The sequence below is a fragment of the Bradyrhizobium sp. Ses1 genome, from assembly GCF_059512365.1.
In genome coordinates this window covers 79200-93964 of sequence record NZ_JCAMOQ010000018.1, presented here as the reverse complement: position 1 = coordinate 93964, position 14765 = coordinate 79200, and the positions used below count along the sequence as shown (strand labels likewise).

Annotated in this window: 12 protein-coding genes; 9 read left to right on the top strand and 3 right to left on the bottom strand. The window is 61.8% G+C overall.

The genetic code is table 11. The annotated features are described in order from the left end of the window. The first annotated feature begins 36 nt into the window (after positions 1 to 36). Both AC5ZG5_RS21430 and AC5ZG5_RS21425 read left to right on the top strand, forming a co-directional pair. Positions 37 to 2133 carry a molybdopterin oxidoreductase family protein gene (locus AC5ZG5_RS21430; protein ID WP_456643138.1) on the top strand — a complete coding sequence of 699 codons (2097 nt, stop codon included), beginning with the start codon at positions 37 to 39 and terminating at the stop codon, positions 2131 to 2133. Positions 2134 to 2201: 68 nt separating this feature from the next. Next, positions 2202 to 2984, top strand: a complete 783-nt coding sequence (locus AC5ZG5_RS21425) for an enoyl-CoA hydratase/isomerase family protein (RefSeq protein ID WP_130223602.1) — start codon at positions 2202 to 2204, stop codon at positions 2982 to 2984. Positions 2985 to 3030: 46 nt separating this feature from the next. On the opposite strand, the gene AC5ZG5_RS21420 is transcribed toward AC5ZG5_RS21425, so the two are convergent. Further along, positions 3031 to 3459, bottom strand: coding sequence for a GlcG/HbpS family heme-binding protein (locus AC5ZG5_RS21420; RefSeq protein ID WP_028164903.1), 429 nt, complete (start codon positions 3457 to 3459; stop codon positions 3031 to 3033). Next, a complete protein-coding gene (locus tag AC5ZG5_RS21415; protein ID WP_456643137.1) occupies positions 3452 to 6451 on the bottom strand; it encodes an FAD-binding and (Fe-S)-binding domain-containing protein in 3000 nt (999 codons plus the stop codon). Before AC5ZG5_RS21415 ends, AC5ZG5_RS21420 begins: the two co-directional genes overlap by 8 nt. 178 nt (positions 6452 to 6629) lie before the next feature. On the opposite strand from AC5ZG5_RS21415, the gene AC5ZG5_RS21410 reads away from it, so the two are divergent. The 3 genes from AC5ZG5_RS21410 to AC5ZG5_RS21400 all read left to right on the top strand — a co-directional run bounded on the left by AC5ZG5_RS21410 (position 6630) and on the right by AC5ZG5_RS21400 (position 9876). After that, positions 6630 to 7829 (top strand): pyridoxal-phosphate-dependent aminotransferase family protein, encoded by a 1200-nt coding sequence (locus AC5ZG5_RS21410; protein WP_456643136.1) that lies wholly within the window; start codon positions 6630 to 6632, stop codon positions 7827 to 7829. 31 nt (positions 7830 to 7860) lie between these two features. After that, on the top strand, positions 7861 to 8658 hold the full coding sequence (locus AC5ZG5_RS21405; RefSeq protein WP_130223594.1) for an enoyl-CoA hydratase/isomerase family protein: 798 nt from the start codon (positions 7861 to 7863) through the stop codon (positions 8656 to 8658). 231 nt (positions 8659 to 8889) lie between these two features. After that, positions 8890 to 9876, top strand: coding sequence for a Bug family tripartite tricarboxylate transporter substrate binding protein (locus tag AC5ZG5_RS21400; protein WP_456643135.1), 987 nt, complete (start codon positions 8890 to 8892; stop codon positions 9874 to 9876). Between the two features lie 30 nt (positions 9877 to 9906). On the opposite strand, the gene AC5ZG5_RS21395 is transcribed toward AC5ZG5_RS21400, so the two are convergent. Next, the gene (locus tag AC5ZG5_RS21395; protein WP_208824448.1) at positions 9907 to 10548 is read right to left on the bottom strand and encodes a class II aldolase/adducin family protein; all 642 of its coding nucleotides are present in this window, start codon (positions 10546 to 10548) and stop codon (positions 9907 to 9909) included. A gap of 100 nt (positions 10549 to 10648) precedes the next feature. Between AC5ZG5_RS21395 and AC5ZG5_RS21390 the strand changes: the two genes are divergently transcribed. The 4 genes from AC5ZG5_RS21390 to AC5ZG5_RS21375 all read left to right on the top strand — a co-directional run bounded on the left by AC5ZG5_RS21390 (position 10649) and on the right by AC5ZG5_RS21375 (position 14764). Beyond that, positions 10649 to 11524, top strand: coding sequence for an S-methyl-5'-thioadenosine phosphorylase (locus tag AC5ZG5_RS21390; RefSeq protein ID WP_456643134.1), 876 nt, complete (start codon positions 10649 to 10651; stop codon positions 11522 to 11524). Continuing rightward, positions 11521 to 12618, top strand: a complete 1098-nt coding sequence (gene mtnA, locus AC5ZG5_RS21385; RefSeq protein ID WP_456643133.1) for an S-methyl-5-thioribose-1-phosphate isomerase — start codon at positions 11521 to 11523, stop codon at positions 12616 to 12618. The genes AC5ZG5_RS21390 and mtnA overlap by 4 nt, the downstream gene beginning before the upstream one ends. 69 nt (positions 12619 to 12687) lie before the next feature. Further along, positions 12688 to 13230, top strand: coding sequence for a tripartite tricarboxylate transporter TctB family protein (locus AC5ZG5_RS21380; protein ID WP_130223586.1), 543 nt, complete (start codon positions 12688 to 12690; stop codon positions 13228 to 13230). 22 nt (positions 13231 to 13252) lie between these two features. Further along, complete coding sequence (locus tag AC5ZG5_RS21375) at positions 13253 to 14764, top strand: tripartite tricarboxylate transporter permease (RefSeq protein ID WP_456643132.1); 1512 nt, start codon at positions 13253 to 13255, stop codon at positions 14762 to 14764. Position 14765 lies beyond the last annotated feature (1 nt).

The window sequence follows — 14765 nt, the reverse complement described above, 5'->3', positions numbered from 1 at the left end:
CTCGGCGGCGCTGGAATTTGATGTTACCTATTTGGCATGAACGAGCGCGCCAAGATCGACATTCGCCATTCAACCTGTCCGCACGATTGTCCGTCGGCCTGTGCGCTCGACATCGAAGTGATCGAGGGCCGCTCGATTGGACGGGTCCGCGGCTCAAAGTTGCAGACCTATACAGCAGGTGTCGTCTGCGCCAAGGTTGCGCGTTATGCCGAGCGTATCCATCATCCCGAGCGGCTCCTCTACCCGATGCGGCGAACCGGGCCGAAGGGCTCCGGCCAGTTTGACCGCATTTCCTGGGACGAGGCGTTAGACGAGATCGTCGCGCGCTTCGATGCGGCCGAACGCGAATTCGGGGCCGAGTCGATCTGGCCCTACTACTACGCCGGCACCATGGGGCTCGTGATGCGCGACGGCATCAATCGCCTGGCGCATGTCAAGAAATACTCCCGCTTCTATTCCACGATTTGCGCGAATATCGCGCGCGTCGGATTTTCGGTTGGCACCGGCAAGATCGCCGGCGTTGATCCGCGTGAAATGGGCGTCTCCGACCTCGTCGTGATCTGGGGAACCAACCCGGTGAACACCCAGGTCAACGTCATGACGCACGCGATGCGCGCTCGGAAGGAGCGGGGCGCCAAGATTGCCGCGATCGATATCTACAACAATGACACGGTGAAACAGGCTGACGTGAAGATCATCCTGCGGCCCGGCACCGACGCTGCTTTCGCCTGCGGCGTCATGCATGCGCTGTTTCGCGAAGGCTACGCAGATCGCGCCTACATGGATCGCTATACGGATTGCCCGGATGAACTGGAAGCACATCTCGCCACCAGGACGCCCGAATGGGCTTCCTCGATATCAGGCGTGCCGGTGGAGGAGATCGAGGCTTTCGCCCGCCTGGTCGGCCAAACCAAACGCTCGTTCTTCCGCCTGGGCTACGGCTTCACACGAAGCCGAAATGGTGCGGCGCAAATGCACGCGGCGCTCTGCATCCCGGCGGTGACTGGCGCTTGGCAATATGAAGGCGGCGGCGCATTTTTCAACAATGCCGCGATCTGGAAATTCAACGAATCCGTCATCGAGGGACATGATGCGATCGACCGCACCACGCGTTGGCTCGATCAATCGAGGATTGGACGTATCCTGACCGGCGACGCCGAGGCCTTGAAGGGCGGACCGCCGGTCAAGGCGATGCTGATCCAGAACACCAATCCGGTGACGGTGGCGCCGGAGCAGACCTTGGTGCGCGAAGGGTTTGCTCGGGAGGACCTGTTCGTGGCGGTCCATGAGCAGTTCATGACCGAGACCGCAGCCATGGCCGATATCGTCCTGCCCGCGACGATGTTCATGGAGCACGACGATCTCTATTACGGCGGCGGTCACCAGCACATTTCAGTTGGACCCAAGCTGATCGAGCCTCCGGCCGAATGCCGCAGCAACCATCAAGTGATTCAGGCACTCGGGCGCCGCCTCAATGCAGTCCATCCCGGCTTTGAGATGTCACCGCGTGAATTGATCGACGTGACGCTGAAGAAGAGCGGTCATGGCGATATCGAGAGGCTTGAGGCGGATTTGTGGCGTGACATCCAGCCAGATTTCCGGACCTCGCACTACCTCGACGGCTTTGCACATGCGGACAAGAAGTTCCACTTCAAGGCCGATTGGGCGCATCCGCCTTTCGGGATCGCCGGTTTAGGGCCGTGGGATCAGATGCCGTCGCTACCCGACCATTGGACCATTATTGAAGAGGCCGATGAGCAGCATCCGTTCCGGCTGGCAACCTCGCCGTCACGGAGCTACCTCAACACCAGCTTCAATGAGACGCCGGGATCCCGGGCCCGTGAGGGTAAGCCAACGGTGATGATCCATCCGGACGACGCGGCCGCTCTTTCGATTGCCGACGGCGATGCGGTGACGCTCGGCAACATGCGCGGCGAAACGACGCTAACGGCGAAGCTGTTTGACGGCGTGCGTCGCGGCGTGCTGATCGCCGAATCCATCCACCCAAATAAGGCCCATATTGGTGGCCGCGGCATCAATACGCTGACGGGCGCCGAGACGGTCGCCCCTGTCGGCGGCGCCGCGTTCCACGACAACAAGGTTTGGGTCCGGAAGGCTCGGGTCTCAGCCTAAATCGCTCTTGCAGTCGGCCGCCACCTGCCGCAAATGGTTGCCGGAAACGGCAAGAACAGGTGGGCCAGATGACCGAGACCAGCAGCGTGATCCTGGAGAAGCGAGGCCAGGCCTTCTGGATCACGATCAACCGACCGGACAAGCGCAATGCGCTCAATGGTGACGTGATCGCGGGCATCGCAAGAGGCTACCGCGACGCTCATGATGACAGCGCTGTCCGCGTCATCGTGCTGACAGGAGCGGGCGACAAGGCCTTTTGCGCGGGGGCCGACCTGCAGAACAGCGGCGCCGCCTTCTCGATGGATTATTCCAAACCGAACGTCGACTACGCCGATCTGCTGCGGCTCTCGCAAAATTCGACCAAACCCGCGATCGCGCGCGTAGGCGGCGTGTGCATGGCCGGCGGCATGGGCCTGCTATGTATGACCGATATGGCCGTGGCCGCCGATCACGTCATCTTCGGCCTTCCGGAGGTAAAGGTCGGCGTCTTCCCGATGCAGGTGATGAGCCTATTGCAGTCGATGGCGCCGCCTCGCCTGGTCAACGAATGGGCGCTGACCGGCGAGCCCTTTGACGCCAAGGCCGCGCAGGCCGCAGGGCTGCTGAATTATGTGGTGCCGGCGGCCGAGCTGGACGCGAAGGTCGAGTGGTTGATCAACCGCATCGTCGACAAGTCGCCGACCGCAATCCGGCGCGGCAAATATGCCATGCGCGCGATAGCCTCGATGTCGTTCGACGAGAGCATCGCCTATACCGAGAGCCAGATCGCGTTGTTGGCGATGACCGAGGATGCCAAGGAAGGCCTCAAAGCGTTCAGCGAGAAGCGCAAACCATCCTGGCCCGGGCGATAGGGCCGATCCAGGATAAGGAAATCTGCTCTCGTCGCGCCTTTTGCGACTATCCCGGATTCGCCTTGAGTCCGGCTGCTTCGATGCCCGCGATCGCGCAGATCTCATCGTTATCCGAAGTATCGCCGCTGACGCCAACGGCACCAAGCAGCGTGGTGCCATCCAGAACGAGTACGCCGCCGGGCACCGGTACCAGGCGGCCCTGCGCCAGCGCATTCACCGCGCCGATGAAATAGGCCTGCTCCTGCGCGCGCTGAAACAATGCCCGTGATCCCATGCCGAGCGCCAGCGCGCCATAGGCTTTCCCATGCGCGATCTCGGCGCGCATCAGGCTGGTCCCGTCCTGCGCGGCGGTCAGTTTGACCGCGCCGCGCGCGTCGAGGATGGTGATGACCAGGGGCTTGAGCTTTTTCTCGATGGCCGTAGCAAGCGCGGCGTCAAGGATCTTTCGGGCAACATCAAGCGTAAACTCAGTCATGGAGGGGTTCCTTTACGGGGGTAGAGTGACCTTCGGATTTCGCGCGATCCAGGCTCATGGCCAGCACGCGCGCGACATGGAGCGGAGAACGTGCAGTGCCATCCTTGATCTGGTGTCGGCACGAGGTGCCGTCAGCAACAATCAGCGTCGTGTCGTCGGCGCGGCGCACTGCGGGAAGGAGAGAGAGTTCAGCCATATCGATCGAGGCTTGGTAGGTGTCAGCGCCGTAGCCGAACGCGCCGGCCATGCCACAACAGCTCGACTCGATGCTTTCGACAGTCAGGTCCGGGACAAGGCGCAGCACTTTTTCGACAGGTTTGAACGCGCCGAATGATTTCTGGTGACAATGGCCGTGGACCAGGGCCTTGTTGGCGATGGCGCCAAGCGGCAGCCGCAAGCGGCCAGCCTCCGCTTCGCGCACCAAGAACTCCTCAAAGAGCAGCGCATGGGCGCTGATGTTTCTTGCGATTTCGTCGGAACGCAATGAGAGCAGTTCGTCGCGCAGGGTCAAAAGGCAGCTCGGTTCTAGGCCGACGATCGGCACGCCGCGCGCTGCGAAAGGCGCGTAGGTGGCGACCAACCGGTCCAATTCGGTGCGAGCCTGATCCACCATGCCAGCCGAGAGGAATGTGCGTCCGCAGCAAAGCGGCCGGGCGCGATCGATGGGCTGCGGGAGATGAACGCGGTAGCCGCCCTCCACGAGTACACGCAGCGCGGCATCGAGGTTCTCGCGCTCATAGGTGCGGTTGAAGGTGTCGGCGAACAGAACCACTTCATGGCCCTGTTCCGGACCAAAGACTTCCGCGTCCGTCTTGAAGACATCGCGCCGGAATGCCGGCAGCGATCGTTTCGAACTGATGCCCGTGAACCTTTCGAACAGCGCTCGTAACGATCTACTGCTGTTGCGCCAATTGGCTAATGGCGCAAAGCGCGACGCAAGACCCGCATAACGGGGCAAATAGCCAACCAGCCGGTCGCGGAGCGAGAGCCCGTGCTTCGCCGCTCGCGCAGCCAATACCTCGATCTTCATCTTGGCCATGTCGACCCCAGTCGGACACTCATGACGACAGGCCTTGCATGAGACGCAGAGCTTTAGCGTCTCCATCATCTCGTCCGACGAAAGCGCGTCGGGTCCCAACTGCCCAGATATGGCCAGCCGCAACGTGTTGGCGCGTCCGCGCGTAACGTCCTTCTCGTTGCGTGTCGCGCGATAGGACGGGCACATCACGCCGCCCTCAAGCTTCCGGCAAGCGCCGTTATTGTTGCACATTTCGACGGCACCTTGGAAACCGCCGCCGGCGCCCGGATATGCCGACCAGTCGAGTACGGTCTTCAGTTCGTTGACCTTGTATTGCGGCGAGTAGCGAAACAACGAACGGTCATCCATCCTTGGTGGATCGACGATCTTGCCGGGGTTCAGCACACCGTTCGGATCGAACCGATGTTTGATCTCCCTGAAGTCGGCGACAATGCGCGAGCCGAACATCGTCTCGTGAAATTCCGACCGCACCAGGCCGTCGCCATGCTCGCCGGAATGCGAGCCCTTGTATTCGCGCACCAGGGCAAACGCCTCTTCGGCGATGGCGCGCATCGCCTTGACGTCCTTTTCGAGCTTGAGGTTAAGCACGGGGCGGACATGCAGACAGCCTTCGGAGGCGTGAGCGTACATCGTGCCGCTGGTGCCGTGCCTGGCGAACACGGCGTTGAGCCGGTCGGTGTATTCAGCGAGATGCGGCAACGGCACCGCGCAATCCTCGACGAAGGAGACCGGCTTGCCTTCCTGCTTCATCGACATCATGACGTTGAGCCCGGCGGCACGGAAGTCGGCGATAGCGCTTTGCAGGGCGGGTTCGACGATCTCGACCACGCCACCCCATTTGCGCGGCGGCTTGTCCCAGCCGAAGCCGAGATCTCCCATCAACTCGCCCAGTTGCTTCAGCCGCGTGAGATTTTCAGCCTGATCCTCCTCAGCGAATTCCACCACCAGGATCGCATCGGGATCGCCGCGCACGGCGGAGGCGATGACCGGTTTGAACATCGCGATATCCCGGCCGAGCGCGATCATGGTGCGATCGACCAGTTCGACTGCGATCGGCCGCAGCTTGACCAGATGCTGGGCTGCGTCCATCGCCTCGTAGAAGCTGCCGAAATGACAGACGCCTAGCACCTTGTTGCGGATCGTCGGCCACAGCTTGAGCTCGACTTTGGTGGTGAAGGCGAGGGTACCCTCGGATCCCACCAGCAAATGCGCCAAGTTGTTCGGCGCATTGCGCGGCACCAGCGCATCGAGATTATAACCGCCGACCCGGCGCTGCACTTTCGGGAATTTGTCTGCGATTTCGGCTGCCTCACGCTCGCCGAGATCGAGCATGTCCCGGAAGAGTGTCAGCCCGCTGTCCGGTGAATTCACCTGCGCGAGATCGCGCGGCACTTCGCTGAAATGCAGGAGCGTGCCGTCGGCAAGCGCGGCATCCATCGACAGCGTATTGTCGCGCATGGTGCCGTAGCGCAGCGAGCGCCCGCCGCAGGAATTGTTGCCGGCCATGCCACCAATGGTGGCGCGTGAGGCGGTGGAGACGTCGACCGGAAACCACAGCCCATGCTTTCTGAGCTGGCGGTTGAGATCGTCGAGCACGATGCCCGGCTCGACCACGCAGGTCCGGTTCTCCACATCCAACGATAGGATTTTATTCAGGTGCCGCGAGAAATCGATCACAACGCCGTGGTTAACGGTTTGGCCGCATTGCGAGGTGCCGCCTCCACGGGGAGTCACGATCCGGCCGGCGTCGCGCGCGATCGTCAGCGCCCGCAGCGCCTCGTCCATAGTTCGGGGAACCACCACGCCCTCGGGCACGATCTGGTAGAACGAGGCATCGGTCGCGTAACGTCCGCGGCTGAAGGCGTCGAAAAGCACATCGCCTGTGATCTCGCGGGCCAAGCTCTTAGCGAGCGCGCTGCTGTCGGCCGTTTTTTGGGTCTGTTCGGCTCTCATTGCCGCCGCCGGTCGGTTCTCGTGCATTGCACCATTCTCTTGCCTTCCAAGGACCGGCTTGGCAAGGCAAAGCCCTGCTTCTTATGCATTGATGGGCACCGTTGGGCGAGGGACAAGCCCGCAAAATGGTGATATTCGAGCGGCTCGCGACGCCAAGCTAGACCGGGAAGGACGCCTCATGACCCTGCATACTGGACGGCATTTTCTGCAGATTCCGGGACCGACTAACGTGCCGGATCGGGTTCTGCGCGCCATGGACATGCCGACCCTGGACCACCGCGGTCCCGAATTTGCGGAGCTCGGCCATGCGGTGCTGGCGGCCATGCAACGGGTATTCCGGACCAAGCAGCCGGTGATCATCTATCCGTCCTCGGGGACGGGCGCCTGGGAGGCCGCGATCGTCAACACGCTCGCCCCCGGTGACAAGGTGTTGATGTGCGAGACTGGCCAGTTCGCCGTGTTGTGGCGCGGCATTGCCGACAAGTTCAAGCTCGACATCGACTTCGTTCCCGGTGACTGGCGCCACGGGGCCGATCTTGAGCAGATCGACGCGCGGCTATCCGCCGACCGCCAGCACAAGATCAAGGCCGTCATGATCGTCCACAACGAGACCTCCACCGGGTGCGTGACGTACCCCCTCGAGGTTCGCAAGATTATGGATCGGATCAACCATCCGGCGCTCTTGATGGTCGACACCATCTCCGGCCTCGGTTCGCTTGAATATGAACATGACGCCTGGGGCGTTGACGTCTCGGTCGCGGGTTCCCAGAAGGGATTGATGCTGCCGCCGGGCCTTGGCTTCAACGCCGTTTCGGAGAAGGCGCTGGCGGTGGCCAAGGCCAACCCTGCGATGCGGTCCTACTGGGACTGGCAGGAGGTGATCGCCATCAACAAGGTGGGCACTTGGCCCTATACGCCGGCGACTAATTTGCTGATGGGCCTGAGAGAGGCCGTGAAGATGCTGGAAGAGGAGGGCCTCGAAAATGTCTTCGCCCGCCACAAGCGCCACAGCGCGGCAACGCGCGCGGCGATGAAGGTGTGGGGGCTGGAGACCCAGTGCCAGGATCCCCAAGCGCATTCGCCGGCCCTGACCGGTGTGGTGATGCCGGAAGGCCATGACGCCGACAATTTCCGCAAGGTGGTGCTGGAAAACTTCGACATGTCGCTCGGGACCGGCCTGAACAAGATCAAAGGCAAGGTTTTCCGGATCGGCCATATCGGGCACTTCAACGACTTGATGCTGATGGGCACGCTGTCGGGCGTCGAGATGGGGCTGGACCTGGCCAAGGTGCCGCACCGGAGCGGTGGAGTGTTGGCGGCGATGGAGGTGCTCAAGGGGCGCGACGTCTTGCCGATGCCGAAGGCCGCGGTCGCCTGAGCCGGTCCGACAACGAGAGAAAGAGGTCGCCATGAACGCCCCAGTCACTCCCAGCGAAGACCTGATCTATTCCGTCGAGGAGGGGATCGCCAAGATCATTTTCAACCGGCCGCAGGCGCGTAACGCGCTGACCTTCGCGATGTACGAGCAGATGGCCTCGATCTGCGAGAGCATCAACGAGGACCGCTCGATCAAGGCGCTGATCCTGACCGGTGCCGGTGACAAGGCTTTTGCCTCCGGTACCGACATCTCGCAATTCCGCGCCTTCAAGACCGCGCAGGACGCACTTGACTATGAGGCGCGGATCGACCGTGTGCTCGGCGCTCTCGAGCAGTGCCGGGTGCCTGTCATTGCGGCGATTGCCGGAGCCTGCACGGGCGGCGGCGCCGGGATCGCAGCCTGCTGCGACATCCGGATCGGTACCGAAGCGACGCGGATCGGATTTCCAATCGCACGTACGCTCGGTAATTGCCTCTCGATGTCGAATATTTCGCGCATCGTCGCGCTGGTCGGTCCGGCGCGCACCAAGGATATGATTTTCAAGGCTCGCCTGGTCGAGGCGCCGGAAGCGCTGGCGCTCGGCTTGCTCAATGAAGTCGTGCCCGACGTCGCGACCTTGCAGCGCCGCGCCGACGAGACCGCAAAGCTCATTGCGAGCCACGCGCCGATCACGCTCGAAGTGACGAAGGAGGCGGTGCGTCGCATCCGCCGCACGCTGTCGCGTGATGAGGGCGAGGATCTGATCCTGCGCGCCTATATGAGTGAGGATTTTCGAGAGGGCATGGACGCGTTCCTCAACAAGCGCACGCCGAACTGGAAGGGCAAGTAGGTATCATCGTCTTTCCGTGAGATCGACGCTGGGCGGACGCTGCCGCGAGCCGACGTCGCGTGGACAGGCTCGCGGAGAGGGCCGAATTCTTTGCGTCGCTCTTACAATCTCATCCCAAAGTCAGTAGCAATGTGGTCGTTCGCGGCTTGAACTTCGCGTTCCCAGTCCGCAGAATGGCGATGCAGGCACGCCCCTGATGTGCCAATCTAAATAAAGACATAGGGAAGAGACGTGAGACATTTTGCAGGAGCCGCGACCGCTCTGGCGGCCGTTCTTACGACCGCGCCGGCACTTGCCGCTTGGGAGCCGACCAAACCCGTCGAGATCGTCGTCGCTGCCGGAGCCGGCGGCGCCTCCGACCAGATGGCGCGCATGATGCAGGCAGCGATCCAGAAGAACAATCTGATGAAGCAGCCGATGGTGGTTTCGCTCAAGGGCGGCGCATCGGGTGCCGAAGCGCTAATGTATATGAAATCGAGCGAGGGTGATCCAAACAAGGTGCTGATCGCCTATTCCCTGATTTACATGCTGCCGCTGTCGGCGAAAATTCCGTTCAACTGGCGTGACCTCACTCCGGTATCGGTGGTCGCAATGGATCAGTTCGTTTTGTGGGACAACGCATCGGGTCCCAAGACAGTGAAGGAGTTCATTGCGGCAGCGAAGGCTGCATCCTCGCCCTTCAAGATGGGCGGCACCGGCTCCAAGCGCGAGGATCACGTGCTCACCGTGTTCATGGAGCAGAAGACCGGCGCGAAATTCTCCTATCTGCCCTACAAGTCTGGCGGAGAGGCGGCGACGCAATTGGTCGGGAATCACACCGAAGCCAACGTCAACAATCCATCTGAGAATCTGGAAGTCTGGCGCGCCGGCCAGGTGCGCGCGCTCTGTGTGTTCGACAAGGAGCGCATCTCCTACAAGACCAAGGTCACCGAAACGCAATCCTGGAACGACATCCCGACCTGCAAGGAAGAGGGGCTCGACGTCCAATACCTGATGCTGCGGGCGATGTTCCTGCCGGGCAAGGTTACGGCCGAGCAGCAGGCATTCTATGTCGACCTGTTTCAGAAAGTAACGCAAACGCCGGAATATAAGGATTATATGGAAAAGCAGGCGCTGAAGCCGATCTTCCTCACCGGCAAGGACATGGTGCAGTTCCTGGAGGAAGACGACAAGCTCAACGCTTCGCTAATGAACGAAGCGGGCTTCATCGCCAAGTAACGCGTCACGGCAGCAGTCGGCTTCCCGCTCTCATTTATCCGCGTGGCCGTAGCCGGCCATGCGGACACGCACATTTTCGATCTCTTCGGTCGGCAGCAGACGCGGCTTCCCGATCTGCAGACAGCCGTGGTACTGCCGCGCCAGCGTTTCGACCTCGACCGCCAGCCACATGGCCTTTGCCAGCGATGGCCCGACGGCGATCATGCCGTGATGTTCGAGGAGGCAGGCCAGCCTTCCATCGAGCGCCTTGACCGCATGCGCCGAAAGTTCCTGCGTTCCGAATGTGGCGTAGGGCGCACAGCGGATCGTGTCGCCGCCGGCGCAGGCGACCATGTAGTGGATCGGCGGGATCTCCAGACCCATGATGGCGAGGATCGTGCAATAGGTCGGGTGGGCGTGAACCACGGCGTTCACGTCCGGGCGAGCGCGCAGGATGTCCAGGTGGAAGCGCCATTCGCTCGATGGCCGCTGCGCCGGATCAAATGAGCCGTCGAGACCCATATAGACGATCTGCTCGGGCCGCATCGTCTCATAGGAGACGCTGGTCGGAGTGATCAGCAGGCCGGCCTCATGCCGCAGGCTGATGTTGCCCGAAGTGCCCTGGTTGATGCCGAGCGCATTCATGCGCAGGCAGGCATCGATGATGGATTGGCGTTTTTCCTTGTCGTTCATGGTTAACCTATCAAACGCCGTTTACGGCCCCTCGAGAATGCTTGATTATTGCGTCGCAGTATAGTCGAACGTTACTTCGAAAGTCTGATCGGGAGAGGCCATGACCAGCGCCGTGCTAGGCATTATCGGCGGATCCGGCATCTATGACTTGCCGGGTCTTGAAAACGTCCGCGAGGAGGCGATCAGGAGCCCCTGGGGCGAGCCCTCCGCGCCGCTCCGCTTTGGCACCATTGCCGGCCTGCCGATCGTGTTCCTGCCGCGGCACGACAAGGGGCACCGCCTGTCCCCCTCCGACATCAACTACCGGGCCAATATCGATGTGCTGAAGCGGGCGGGGGTTACCGACTTGGTGTCGCTGTCGGCCTGCGGATCGTTCAAGGAAGAATTGCCGCCTGGCACTTTCGTGATCATCGATCAGTTCGTCGACCGCACCTACAAGCGCGAAAGCTCGTTCTTCGGCAAAGGCTGCGTCGCTCATGTCTCGATGGCGCATCCGGTATCGCCGCGCTTGCGCATTCATCTGGCGGCCGCCGCAGAGGCCGAAGGCATTCCCTTCGCGCGCAGCGGCACCTATCTGTGCATGGAAGGTCCGCAGTTTTCGAGCCTTGCCGAAAGTCTGACGTACAAGGAACTCGGCTACGCGGTGATAGGCATGACCAATATGCCTGAGGCGAAGCTCGCTCGCGAAGCGGAGATTTGCTACGCGAGCGTCGCGATGGTGACCGACTTCGATTGCTGGCATCCGGATCACGATGCGGTGACCGTGCAAGACATCATTCGCGTGCTTAGTTCAAATGCCGAGAAAGCCAAGGCGCTAGTGACGCGCCTGGCAAAGGATTTTCCGCGCGAGCATGAGCCGTGCCCGATCGGCTCCGATCGCGCGCTCGAGACCGCGCTGATCACGGCGCCCGAGGCGCGCGATCCGGAACTGCTCAGGAAGCTCGACGCGGTAGCAGCGCGGATCCTGCGTTCATGAAAGTCGACGGCCGGCATTTCCGCAGCATTTGGCTCGAGCCCGACGGCTGGTCCGTCGGGGCTATCGATCAGCGGCGGCTGCCGCATGAGTTTGTCATCGCGAGCCTGACGAGTGCGGAGGAGGCTGCGGACGCAATCCAAACCATGCTAGTCCGCGGTGCGCCGCTTATCGGTGCTACCGCCGCTTACGGCATGGCGTTGGCCATGCACGCTGATCCGTCCGACGTGGCGCTCGATCGCGCATACAAGCTGCTGATCGCGACCCGGCCGACGGCCATCAATCTGAAATGGGCGCTCGACGAGATGGCGGCTGTGCTTCGTCCGCTGGCGCCCTCCGTGCGCAGGGAGGCAGCATATAAGCGTGCCGGCGAGATCGCCGATGAGGACGTCGGGATCAACCAGGCGATCGGCAGCCACGGCCTCGAAGTCATCGAGGCGATCGCTGCCGAGAAAGCCGGCGGCACCATCAACATTTTGACGCACTGCAACGCGGGCTGGCTGGCTACCGTCGATTGGGGGACGGCGACGGCACCGATCTACCGGGCTCATGACATGGGACTCAGCGTTCATGTCTGGGTCGACGAAACGCGTCCGCGCAATCAGGGGGCCTCACTCACCGCCTGGGAACTCGGCCACCATGGCGTCCCACACACCATCATCCCCGACAACACGGGGGGCCATCTGATGCAGCACGGCATGGTCGATCTGGCGATCGTTGGAACCGATCGGGTCGCAGCCAATGGCGATGTCTGCAACAAGATTGGTACCTACCTGAAGGCGCTCGCCGCGCGCGACAACAGCGTGCCATTCTATGTTGCACTGCCGTCGCCGACTATCGACTTTAGTATCAATGATGGCCGGCAAATTCCGATCGAACAGCGTGCAGCAAGCGAAGTGACGCATTTGAGTGGGCGTACGGCGGATGGACGAATTGAGATGGTGCGTGTGGTCCCCGAGGGCTCGCCGATCGCTAATTACGGCTTTGACGTCACGCCGGCGCGCCTGGTGACTGGTTTGATTACCGAACGCGGCGTGGTCCGACCCGATCATGCTGCACTTGCGAGCGCGTTCCCGGAGCGGACCGGCAGGCGTTGAGCGCTAGATTGACGCCGGTTGCGGCAGCACGTATCCACGCTGGAGCGCCCGTCCGAACCGTCTGCCTCCATGTCCAACACCGATATCGAAATCGTCGTCGACGATCCGACTGCGCCGGAAGCTAATTCACCCGCGGTGACCAGCAATCGCGTCGTGGACGCTGTCGTGTCGCTCGTGTTGCTCGCGCTTGCCGTCACGCTCGGATGGGATAATTGGCGCACGGGCGCGGCGTGGGATGCGACCGGCCCCGAGCCGGGCTACTTCCCGTTCTACCTTTCGATCGTTCTTGGCGGCGCCAGCCTCTACGGGCTGCTTGCAGCGATCTTCTCGCGCAAGGAAGCTTCCGAGATCTTTGTGACACGGGCACAACTTCGCCGGGTCATGGCGGTGTTCGTGCCGACGGTCTTGTTCTGTCTCGCCACGCAATTCCTTGGGCTCTATGTTGCGAGCTTCCTCTTGATCGCTGGCTTCATGCGCTTTGTCGGCAAGATCGCGGCGTGGAAGTCTCTGCTCACCGCTTTCATCTTCACCGCCGCGATGTTCGTGACGTTTGACATCGCCTTCGACGTCATCATGCCGAAGGGACCGCTCGAAGCGGCCCTTGGCTACTAATCGATCGGCGGGACTTTCAGTCATGGAAGCTTTTGGCCTGCTCCTTCATGGCTTCGCCGTTCTCCTCACCTGGAAAACGCTGTTACTGATGATGGTCGGGCTCGTGCTCGGCATTTTCGTCGGCGTACTGCCGGGGCTTGGTGGGCCGAATGGCGTGGCGATCCTGTTGCCATTGACGTTCACGATGGACCCGACCTCGGCCATCGTGATGCTATCCTGCATCTACTGGGGGGCACTGTTCGGCGGCGCCATTACCTCTATTCTGTTCAATATTCCCGGCGAAGCTTGGTCTGTTGCGACCACGTTTGACGGCTATCCGATGGCGCAGCAGGGCAGGGCGGCGGAAGCGCTGACGGCTGCTTTCACCTCGTCCTTCATCGGCTCGCTGGTCGCGGTGCTCCTGATCACGTTTCTTGCCCCGATGATCTCGTCGTTCGCGCTGAAGTTCGGGCCACCGGAATTCTTTGCGGTCTATCTGCTGACCTTCTGCTCCTTCGTCGGTCTTGGCCGCGAGGCCAAGCACAAGACCGTCATCTCGATGTCACTTGGTCTTCTGCTTGCCGGCGTCGGCATGGACACCGTGTCCGGCCAGCTCCGCATGACCTTTGGTTCTACCGAGCTGCTCCGCGGCATCAACTTCCTGGTCGCGGTCATCGGCCTGTTCGGCATCAGCGAAATCCTGCTGACAATGGAAGAGCGTCTGGCGCTGCGCGGCCATGCTGCCGGCATCAGCCTGCGCGTGGTGCTGTCGGTCTGGAAAGATCTACCGAAATACTGGGTGACGCTGGTGCGTTCATCCTTCATCGGTTGCTGGCTTGGAATCACGCCGGGCGGCGCGATCGCCGCCTCGTTCATGGGCTACAATCTCGCCAAACGCTTTGCCAAGGACCAGGACAGTTTTGGCAAAGGCCGTATCGAGGGCGTATTTGCGCCGGAGACGGCGGCGCATGCGTCCGGCACCTCAGCGCTGCTTCCGATGCTTGCGCTCGGAATTCCCGGATCTGGAACCGCCGCCATCCTGCTCGGCGGCTTGATGGTATGGGGACTTAATCCTGGGCCGCTCTTGTTCGTCGAGCACAAGGATTTCGTTTGGGGCCTGATTGCCTCGATGTATCTCGGCAACGTCGTCGGCCTGGTCCTGGTGCTGACGACGGTGCCGATCTTCGCCTCGATCCTGCGCGTGCCGTTTGCCGCTGTTGCGCCGATGATCGTGGTGTCCTGTGCGATCGGCGCTTACGCGATCCAGAATGCGATGTTCGATATCTGGCTGATGCTGGGCTTTGGCGTGGTCGGTTACGTCTTCAAGAAGATCGGCATTCCCTTGGCGCCGTTCACGCTCGCGCTTGTGCTCGGCAACCGCGCGGAGGATGCCTTCCGGCTATCGATGATCGGCTCCGGCGGCGATATGAAGGTGTTCTGGTCGAACGGGCTCGTCGGTTCGATCACGACGCTCGCAATCGTCCTGTTGTTCTGGCCCTTGATCGACATGGCGCTTAGCGGCGCCACTCGCCGGCTGCGGCCGGCGAAGGCGTAAA

Excerpts from the sequence above, each read along its gene's own strand:
- AC5ZG5_RS21425 (WP_130223602.1), top strand. The coding sequence starts at position 2,202 with ATGACCGAGACCAGCAGCGTGATCCTGGAGAAGCGAGGCCAGGCCTTC.
- AC5ZG5_RS21420 (WP_028164903.1), bottom strand. The coding sequence starts at position 3,459 with ATGACTGAGTTTACGCTTGATGTTGCCCGAAAGATCCTTGACGCCGCG.
- AC5ZG5_RS21410 (WP_456643136.1), top strand. The coding sequence starts at position 6,630 with ATGACCCTGCATACTGGACGGCATTTTCTGCAGATTCCGGGACCGACT.
- AC5ZG5_RS21405 (WP_130223594.1), top strand. The coding sequence starts at position 7,861 with ATGAACGCCCCAGTCACTCCCAGCGAAGACCTGATCTATTCCGTCGAG.
- AC5ZG5_RS21430 (WP_456643138.1), top strand. The coding sequence starts at position 37 with ATGAACGAGCGCGCCAAGATCGACATTCGCCATTCAACCTGTCCGCAC.
- AC5ZG5_RS21380 (WP_130223586.1), top strand. The coding sequence starts at position 12,688 with ATGTCCAACACCGATATCGAAATCGTCGTCGACGATCCGACTGCGCCG.
- AC5ZG5_RS21375 (WP_456643132.1), top strand. The coding sequence starts at position 13,253 with ATGGAAGCTTTTGGCCTGCTCCTTCATGGCTTCGCCGTTCTCCTCACC.
- mtnA (WP_456643133.1), top strand. The coding sequence starts at position 11,521 with ATGAAAGTCGACGGCCGGCATTTCCGCAGCATTTGGCTCGAGCCCGAC.
- AC5ZG5_RS21390 (WP_456643134.1), top strand. The coding sequence starts at position 10,649 with ATGACCAGCGCCGTGCTAGGCATTATCGGCGGATCCGGCATCTATGAC.
- AC5ZG5_RS21395 (WP_208824448.1), bottom strand. The coding sequence starts at position 10,548 with ATGAACGACAAGGAAAAACGCCAATCCATCATCGATGCCTGCCTGCGC.
- AC5ZG5_RS21415 (WP_456643137.1), bottom strand. The coding sequence starts at position 6,451 with ATGAGAGCCGAACAGACCCAAAAAACGGCCGACAGCAGCGCGCTCGCT.